The organism is Arthrobacter sp. STN4 (genome assembly GCF_024539665.1).
Lineage (GTDB): Bacteria > Actinomycetota > Actinomycetes > Actinomycetales > Micrococcaceae > Specibacter.
The window spans coordinates 1-7731 of the sequence record NZ_JAKZGX010000051.1 but is presented as its reverse complement, the minus strand read 5'-3'; the positions used below and the strand labels follow the sequence as shown (position 1 = coordinate 7731).

Annotated in this window: 9 protein-coding genes; 6 read left to right on the top strand and 3 right to left on the bottom strand. The window is 69.6% G+C overall.

The genetic code is table 11. The features are described from left to right. Positions 1 to 193 precede the first annotated feature (193 nt). The gene (locus MMF96_RS19000; RefSeq protein WP_176618543.1) at positions 194 to 538 is read left to right on the top strand and encodes a VOC family protein; all 345 of its coding nucleotides are present in this window, start codon (positions 194 to 196) and stop codon (positions 536 to 538) included. Positions 539 to 584: 46 nt separating this feature from the next. On the opposite strand, the gene MMF96_RS18995 is transcribed toward MMF96_RS19000, so the two are convergent. Both MMF96_RS18995 and MMF96_RS18990 read right to left on the bottom strand, forming a co-directional pair. Then, positions 585 to 854, bottom strand: a complete 270-nt coding sequence (locus tag MMF96_RS18995) for a GlsB/YeaQ/YmgE family stress response membrane protein (RefSeq protein ID WP_176618542.1) — start codon at positions 852 to 854, stop codon at positions 585 to 587. Positions 855 to 1001: 147 nt separating this feature from the next. Then, positions 1002 to 1562, bottom strand: a complete 561-nt coding sequence (locus MMF96_RS18990; protein WP_176618541.1) for a DUF488 family protein — start codon at positions 1560 to 1562, stop codon at positions 1002 to 1004. A 214-nt stretch (positions 1563 to 1776) separates the two neighbouring features. On the opposite strand from MMF96_RS18990, the gene MMF96_RS18985 reads away from it, so the two are divergent. Next, positions 1777 to 2505 (top strand): alpha/beta hydrolase, encoded by a 729-nt coding sequence (locus MMF96_RS18985; RefSeq protein ID WP_256884430.1) that lies wholly within the window; start codon positions 1777 to 1779, stop codon positions 2503 to 2505. Positions 2506 to 2774: 269 nt separating this feature from the next. After that, the gene (locus MMF96_RS18980) at positions 2775 to 3485 is read left to right on the top strand and encodes an alpha/beta fold hydrolase (protein ID WP_256884429.1); all 711 of its coding nucleotides are present in this window, start codon (positions 2775 to 2777) and stop codon (positions 3483 to 3485) included. A gap of 296 nt (positions 3486 to 3781) precedes the next feature. Here the strand turns inward: MMF96_RS18980 and MMF96_RS18975 are convergent, their stop codons facing one another. Next, positions 3782 to 4132, bottom strand: coding sequence for a glycosyltransferase family 2 protein (locus MMF96_RS18975; protein ID WP_256884428.1), 351 nt, complete (start codon positions 4130 to 4132; stop codon positions 3782 to 3784). A gap of 211 nt (positions 4133 to 4343) precedes the next feature. Here MMF96_RS18975 and MMF96_RS18970 point away from each other — a divergent pair, with 211 nt between their 5' ends. From MMF96_RS18970 to MMF96_RS18960, 3 genes are all read left to right on the top strand, one after another. Beyond that, a complete protein-coding gene (locus MMF96_RS18970) occupies positions 4344 to 5585 on the top strand; it encodes a DUF2092 domain-containing protein (protein ID WP_256884427.1) in 1242 nt (413 codons plus the stop codon). After that, entirely contained in the window at positions 5582 to 6583 is a 1002-nt protein-coding gene (locus tag MMF96_RS18965) for an ABC transporter ATP-binding protein (protein WP_256884426.1), read from the top strand. The genes MMF96_RS18970 and MMF96_RS18965 overlap by 4 nt, the downstream gene beginning before the upstream one ends. 229 nt (positions 6584 to 6812) lie before the next feature. Continuing rightward, positions 6813 to 7589 carry an ABC transporter permease gene (locus MMF96_RS18960; RefSeq protein WP_256884431.1) on the top strand — a complete coding sequence of 259 codons (777 nt, stop codon included), beginning with the start codon at positions 6813 to 6815 and terminating at the stop codon, positions 7587 to 7589. The last annotated feature ends 142 nt before the right edge of the window (positions 7590 to 7731 follow it).

The following is a 7731-nucleotide window of genomic DNA, read 5'->3' as shown; positions in this document are numbered from 1 at the left end:
CAACGACACCCTGTAGCCCATCCCTCCAGCACACCAAAGCACCCGAACATGCACCAGAGATTTCGCGAGCACTTCCCAAATGAGGCACGCACCCCATTACGCGAGCACTTTTCATGAGTCTCGTCGACCCCTTGCCCCGGGGCCCCGGCGGGGCGATGCTGGTGGGATACCACCCCGCCCCGGAAGGACCGCCATGAACAACCCCGTGAACTACTTTGAGATCGGATCCCCGGATCCCGAGGCCGCCTCGGCCTTTTATTCAGGCTTGTTTGGCTGGCCCGTCGGCCCGCCCTCCGAGGGCAGCTACAGCATGGTCGACGGCGGCAAGGGCGGCCTGTGGGACACCTCCACGATGGGCGCGGGAACCTGGGCCATCTTCTACGTCCAGGTGGACGACGTCGCGGCAGGCATTGACAAGGCGGTGGGCCTGGGGGCCAGGGTTGTCGTGCCCCGCGTGGACAACGGGACCATCCAGTTCGCCCACCTTGAGGACCCGCAGGGAAACCGGTTCGGCATCTGGCACCCGAACGCCGGCTGACGGATGTGGGCCGGCGCCCCCGGCGCCGGCCCACACGCATCGTCGATCAGGCGGCCGACCTGGAACGGCCCTTGATGGCCCCGTAAATGCCGGCCACGACGAGGCCGCCGACAATGGCCAGGATCCATGAACCGATGTTCCAGAAGGACATGCCGCCGCTGTGGAAGAGCAGGGCGCCGATCCAGCCGCCGACGATGGCGCCGACAATGCCGAGGACCAGGGTCGTGATCCAGCCGCCCCCGACCCTCCCGGGCATGATTGCCTTGACGATGGCCCCCACGATCAGGCCCAAGATGATCCAAGATATGAAACCCATTGTTCCTCCCTATGTTGATCCTGCCGTCGTACCTGTGCGTCATGCTGTGGTGGTGATACCGACAGGCTGCGCCCGGTGTGGGCGTCGGCCATGTCCATAAACTAGCCAAGAAGGATCCGCACGTCCAGCCCCGGGCCGGCGGATCCGTCACGGGCCGCCACTGCCAGTGCGGGCGCCGGGCCCGGTCTCGGGCGGGTAGCTGACCATGATGCCGTCGACGCGGGCAAACGACGTCAAGCGGTGCGGCCTGGCGGGCCTTTCGTCCAGGATGTCCAGGACGGAAATTCCGCGCACCAGCAGGGCATCGCCAATGAGGGAACGGTGGCAGCGCCACGGCACGGCTTCGGCACACATGATGGCGGTGCGCCCGCCGCGGGCGTCGGCGATGAGCCCCTCCAGGGCCTGCACAAATTCCGGTGTCTGCATGTAGTCGGCATAGCCCCGGAAGGATGCGTTCCGCCAACCGCCGTTGGGGCTGTCCCGGTGCGTGTGGCGCAGTCCGCCCAGCCCGGCGGCCCGTTCGTAGCTGATGCCCGCCGCGGGCAGGTCCACCGCCAGCGCAGCCTGCATGAATTGCGGGTTGTGCCTGGACTTGGGGATGGTGCGCACGTCCACCAGGCGCCCAATGCCGTGCGCCGCCAGAAGCTGAAGGAACTCCGGGAACGGGTGTGTGGAGTGCCCCACCGTGTAGATTGCCAACGCGTCCATGCCCTCCACGCTACGCCCGGTTGGCTGGCGCAACGTGGAGGGCATGGGCGCAGCCTTGACCCATGGAGGGCGCTGAGGCTGGCGGATCCGGCGGCACCTTTGCATCCGGCGGGTGTGCCCGGGCCGTACTGCGCCGCGTGCCGGAACCCGCCGGGAACGGCCTGCTCGCCGTGTACGTGTACTTCCACGGGGCGGCTGGACGTCCGGGGACAAGGTGCCGCCCACCAAGGACGGTGCCAGTCAGGCCGCGGCCGGCCTGGTGGTGGTGAACGCCAACTACCGCAAGGCGCCACGGTTCACTTTGGGCCACGTGTTGCAGGACGCCAATGCCGCGCTGGCGTGGGTGGCCGGCAACATCGCCCGACTCGGCGGGGACCCGCCACGGGTGGTGCTCGGCGGCGACTGGGCCGGCAGCCAGATTTCCGCGCCCATCACGGCCGCCACCTTCCGCCCTTCGCCGGCCGGGTGCTACAGGCTGCAGCCGGGCCTGCCCGCGGCCAGCCTGAAGGGCCTGGTGCAGCACTGCAGCGTGGCGGACCATTTTCGTCTTTTTCGATCCGGGATTCGTGCTGAGCCTGAACTTCATCCGCATGCTCATGCACGGGCCGGGGACCGGCAGGGACAGGACGCGCCTGCGCGAGGCGGCCGACTACATGTCGCCCATCGAATGGCCGGAGGCCCGCTGCCCGCCGGTGTTCATCACCACGCCGGAACGGGACTTTTTTACACAGCCAACCTGAACCTGATCGCCAGCCTCCAGCGCCACGGCGTCGAGGTTGACCCGTTCGTGTACGGCTGGGAAAGCGCCAACACCGAACACACCTGGCAGCAAAACTTCCGCTTCCCGGAGTCCCAGGAAGTGTACCGGCCCCTACATTCCTTTGGAGGGGGGCGGCACGCCAGATACCGACGAACTGCTCGACGCCGGGCTGCCGGACCTTAACTGGGCGCCGCTTGGCCCGGAATTCGCCCGCTCCACCTTTGACGCCCCGTGCGGCGCGCTCGCCGCCATCTGACCGGGCGATCCCGCCGGGCAGCCGGTGGTCCTGGCGCCCGGCGGGATCGGCTCCAAGGAGGACTTTGCCTTCATGATGCCCCTGCCGGCCGCGGCCGGCTGCAACACCGCCTGCCTGGACCTGGCCGGCCAGTACGAGTCCACCGGAGCCGGCCCGGAAAACCTCAGCCCCGCGAACGCACTACAGCCACCGGCCCTTGACGGACGACGTCTTGGCAGTGGTGCGCGACGCCGTGGCCACGGCGGGCCGCCCGCTACACGTGGTGGGCTATTCCTTTGCCGGCACCGTGGCTTCGCTCGCCTGCGCGGCTGAGCCGGGGCTCTTGGCGGGCCTGACGCTGCTGGGGAGCCCGCCGCTGGCCGGGCGAAGCTTCCGCGGAATCAGCAGGAACGGCCCGCCGACCGTCCTGGGCGGCGACCGGACAGGCGCGGCCCCCATGATTTCCTGGATCCAGTCCAACGTCATCCCGGTGCCGCCCGGCAGGCTCCGCTTTGTCCGCGACCGCTTCCGGCTCACCCGCCGCCAGTCCGTGCGGGACATGGTCGGCCCCATGCACCGGACCCCGGATTTCACCGCAGCGCTCGCAGCTGCCGGACTGCCCACGCTGGTGGCCGTGGGGGAGCATGGCCTCTGGCCCACACGCCTCCATGGCACGTTTGCTGAGTCCATCGGCGCCGCACTGGCCGTCTACCGTTCCGGGCACAGCCCCTGCGAGACGTCGCCGCACCAGCTGTGCCGGGACATGCTGGAGCCCTTCGGCAGGGCCGCACAAGCCCGGCACCGGGGAGGGGCAGCGTCGGTGCGCCCCGGCCCGCCGGCGCCGGGACCGGTGCCGGCGCAGCGGCGGCTCGCCCCGGAACTCAAGTCGGAACGTTTCCCACGCCATGGCCAGCCGGGGCGCTGGTGATGCCCACGAACGGAACGGCCGGACGTCGACGGGCATGCGCAGGCCGGCGTCGTACACCACGTGCATGTCGGGGCGCAGCCGGCAGGAGATGTCGAGGGCGTCGTGGACCAGGGGGGAGTTTTACAAAACGCGGGGTCCTGTTCGGGCCCAGTCGTCGACAGTCATGGCGGATTTGGAGCCAAAGGCCGGCGGGTGGCCCAACAGGGTACCCACCATATGGTGGTAGCCGCCCAGGTAGAGCGTGCGTCCCATGCGGCACACGAGCCGGCTCCGGTCGTAAAAGTCGCCGGGTCCCGTCAGCAGGGACAGCGGTCCCGCGCCCAACAGCTCTGTTTCCACCCTGTTTCCACTCTTGCCAGCCAGTCGGCGGGCGGACGTGAATCTGCATCCAGGTGCGCCCGGATCTGTGCGCCCGCTGCAGCGGCCGCGTCGAAGCCGTGCGCCTCGGTGGGTGCAATGACCGGCGGTGTCGAGACGATCCGCAGGACACCGGCCGCCGCGCAAACATCGGCGGTGTTGTCCGTGCACGCATTGTCCAGCACAATGAGCTGGTCTGCCGGACGGTCCTGTGCGGCCAGCAGTGCCAGGCAGCCTTCCAGCATGGCGGAGTCGTTGCGGCATGGAATGACGACGGCGGTCCGGGTCATGCCGCACCCCTGCCGGACGCATGCCGGGACACGCCGTTGCCAGCCCTGCCACCACGCTGCAGCCGCCCCGCCACGGCTGCCCCGGCGGCCGTGGCTGGGCGGGGAGGGAAACTGCCTGCCCCTGCGGCAAATGCCGGTGAATTCACAGCTTCCCCTCCTGCGCACCGGCGTAAGCTGGAGGCGTGCGCACACCAGCAGGGGCGGGACTGCCATGACCCGCCAATGGATTCGTTGGATGCCCGCAGCGGCCATGCCGGCGGTCATCGCCGCTGCCGTGCTGGCCGGACCCCTCCAGGTTTCGTCAACCGTTGACCTCCCGCACAGGACACCGCAACAGGTACTGGCCCTCATGGCCGGCAACACGGTGCACCAGCTCTCGGGCACCGTGCAGGAATCAGCCCGCCTGGGCCTGCCCCAGCTGCCTGACCTGGGCCCGGGGTCCCCCGGACAACGGGCATCGCTTGGGCCCGGCGCCTCCTCCGGCGCCACGGCGGGAGGCACGTCAGCCGTGGCCCGGAATCCCCTCAAGGCCGCCACCATCAGCCAGCTGCTGGGGTTTTTGACTGGACCCCACACCGTACGGGTGTACCTGGACGGCGCCGGCAGGCAGCGTGTGCAGGTACTGGACAAGCTGGCCGAACGCGACCTCATCCACAACGGCACCACCGTCTGGACCTACAACAGCGCCACCAACAAGGCCACGGAAACGACGCTGCCGGGGCCCGGCATGCGCAACCCCAGGCTTCACAATGCCAAGCTGCACAACCCCAAGCTGCACAACCCCAAGCTGCACAACCCCAAGCTGCCCAGGGCGCTGGCGCCCGGCGCTTTCGAACAAACCCCCAGCGCCCTGGCCGCGGAACTGGTCAAGGGCCTTGACCCCACCACGCAACTCAGCCTGGGACCGAACACGAAGGTTGCCAAGCGCGGCGCCTACGAGCTGCAGCTCATCCCACGGACCACAAAGACACTTATCGGCAAGGTCACCATCGCCGTTGATGCCGCCACCGGACTGCCCCTGCGGGTGACCGTGACGGCACGCGGGCAGGACTCCGCGGCAGTGGACATTGGTTTCAGCACGCTGGATCTGGCCGCCCCACCGGCGTCCACCTTCATGTTCACCCCGCCGCCGGGCACCTCCGTCACCCGAAAGACCGTACCTGCACCCAAGCTGCATCCCCATGCCGTGGGCCCCCGTGCACACGCCCGCACGCACGCCGCCCCCAAGGTTGACACTTCCGGCACCGGCTGGGCAGCCATCACCGAGGCACCCGCCGGCACAGTGCCGTCGGACCTGACCGCCGCGCCTGCAGTGGCACGCCTGCTGCAACCCGTCCCGGGCGGGCATGCGCTGTCCACTGCACTGTTCACCGTGCTGATCACCCCCGGCGGTGCACTTTATGCCGGCGCCGTCCCGCTTGCAGCACTCGAGCAGGCCGCAGCGGCCCGGTGAGCGGCCGGCCGGCGCACACCCCCGCGCCAGTCATTGAAACCCACGGCCTGACCAAGGTGTTCGGCCGGCAAACCGCCGTCGCCGGCCTCGACCTCAGCGTCCCGGCCGGCTCCGTCTTTGGCTTCCTGGGGCCCAATGGTTCCGGCAAGACCACCACCATCCGCATGCTGCTGGGGCTGGCCAACGCCACCAGCGGCTCGGCCTCCGTGCTGGGCGAGGACATGCCGCGACGCCTGGACGCAGTGCTGCCGCGCGTGGGCGCCCTCGTGGAAGGCCCGGCGTTTTACCCCTTCCTCTCCGGCACGGCCAACCTGCACCGGCTCGATGCCGCAGACCCGCATTCCCAGCGCACCACGCGCCGTCAACGGGTGGCCGGGGCACTGGAACGGGTGGGGCTCCAGCATGCGGCGGCCAAGAAGGTCAAGGCCTATTCGCTGGGCATGAAGCAGCGCCTGGGCCTTGCCAACGCCCTGCTGCGCCCCCGCGAGCTACTGGTCCTGGACGAGCCGACCAACGGCCTGGATCCGCAAGGCACCCGCGAGGTCCGCAACCTGGTGCGGTCCCTTGCCGCGGAAGGTATAACTGTCTTTGTCTCCAGCCACCTGCTCGCCGAAGTGGAACAAATCTGCACGCACGCCGCCATCATGCGGGCGGGGCAGCTCGTGGCCCAGGGGACGCTGGCCGCGCTCCGTGCGGCGGGCCGCCCGCTGGTGGTTGTCCGCACGCCCGACGCCGGGCCCGCCCGGGGCGTCCTGGCGGCCCTGGGCCTGGTCCCCGGCCCGGCAACCCAGGCCGTGGATGACATGGATGGGCCGCCTGTCACGGCGCAGTTCCCGTCCGCGGTGGACGCGGCGCCCGCCGGAACGCCCCGTGCGGAGGAGATTGTGGCCGCACTGGTCCGTGGGGGCGTGCGGGTGCGCGGCTTCAGCATGGAAAGTGGAAGCCTTGAGGACCGTTTCGTGGCACTGACGGGGGAGGGGTTCGACGTTGTCCGGTGAGAGCAGCCCTGAAGGCCATGGTGGCGGGTGGAACGCCCCGGGGGAGGAGCCGCCGGCAGCCGCCCCGTATTCGGCAGTGGCCCACGGCAGGGAGGGGCCAGCGCCCGGACCCGTGGCCGGCCTTCCAGCCGGCCGGCCGGGCGCCCTGCCGGACGGCAGGCCCGCCGGAGCGCCCACCGCCCGTGCGCGGGCCCGGACCTGGCCGTTGCTCGCCTCGGAACTCTCCGTCATGTTCCGCCGCCGGCGGACCTGGGCCATGCTGGCTGCGCTGGCGGCCGTTCCGGTCCTCATTGCCGTCGCCGTCAGGGTCACGGGTGCAGGAAGCGGCGGCGAGGGCCCGGCCTTTCTGGACCGGATCACGCACAACGGCCTGTTCGTGGTGCTGACGGCACTGGTCCTGTGCACACCGCTGTTCCTGCCCCTGACGGTAGGCGTTGTCTCCGGCGACACCCTTGCCGGTGAAGCCGGGCTGGGCACTCTGCGCTACCTGCTGGCGGCGCCCGCCGGGCGGGCCCGCCTGCTGCTCGTCAAATACGTGGGCACGGCAGTATTTTGCGCGGCCGCGACTTCCGCCGTGCTGTTGGCCGGCACCGTTGCAGGGCTCGCCTTGTTCCCCTCCGGGCCGGTGCCCTTGTTGTCGGGGGACCTGGTGGACGTCTGGACGGCCGAGGGCAGGATCCTGCTTGTTGGTGCGTACGTGTTCGTGTCTCTCCTGGGATTGGCGGCAGTCGGCCTTTTCATTTCCACCCTGACCGACGTGCCCGTCGGGGCCATGGCGGCCACCGTTGTGCTGGCCATCGCCGCCCAGGTGCTCGACGCGCTGCCGCAGCTGGACTGGTTGCATCCGTGGCTGTTCAGCCACTGGTGGCTCGGGTTTGCCGACCTGCTCCGCCAACCCGTCGAATGGACGTCGTTCGGCAACAATGCCGTGCTTCAACTCGGATACGTCCTGGTGTTTGGGGCGCTGGCCTACGGCCGGTTCGCCACGAAGGACGTGCTGTCCTAAAGGCCGGGCCCCTCGGCCGCTAGATGAGTAATTCCAAGTTGGTTAATGGTCGTAGGCGGTGAGTGAGCGGCGGATGGCTTGCCCGGTTTGGTCGTTGTGCCAGATCGCGGCGGTCATGGCCAGCAGGCGTTGGATGACGCGG